We start from the raw sequence: 351 nt of genomic DNA on the forward strand, positions 1-351 counted from the left end.
ATCCGAAAACTGCTGGGGCATGCTCATATACCTCAACACCATGCCGAACGGTTCAACCAGTTTGACAGGGATCACCTGACGCCTTATGTGAACTACCACCGCCCTTGCTTTTATCCGGAAATCGAGACAGACGACAGAGGCAAAGAAAAGAAGGTCTATCGATACAAAAACATGATGACACCTTACGAAAAACTCCTGTCACTGGAGAAACCGGAACAGTATCTGAAAGAAGGCATAACACTCGAGAAACTGAAGGAAAAAGCAGAAGCTATGACCGATAATGAAGCTGCCAAACAACTACAACGAGCCAGAGAAATTCTGTTTAAAACTGTTCATGAGCGACAAGCTGCA

The 351-nt window shown here is 45.0% G+C and carries 1 protein-coding gene; it reads left to right on the forward strand.

What is annotated here, in order from left to right:
* On the forward strand, nucleotides 1-351 hold a 351-nt coding region (locus CWC28_RS22045; protein WP_249324990.1), incomplete at both ends, for a hypothetical protein.

This window comes from Pseudoalteromonas sp. S4492 (genome assembly GCF_005886115.1).
Lineage (GTDB): Bacteria > Pseudomonadota > Gammaproteobacteria > Enterobacterales > Alteromonadaceae > Pseudoalteromonas > Pseudoalteromonas gelatinilytica.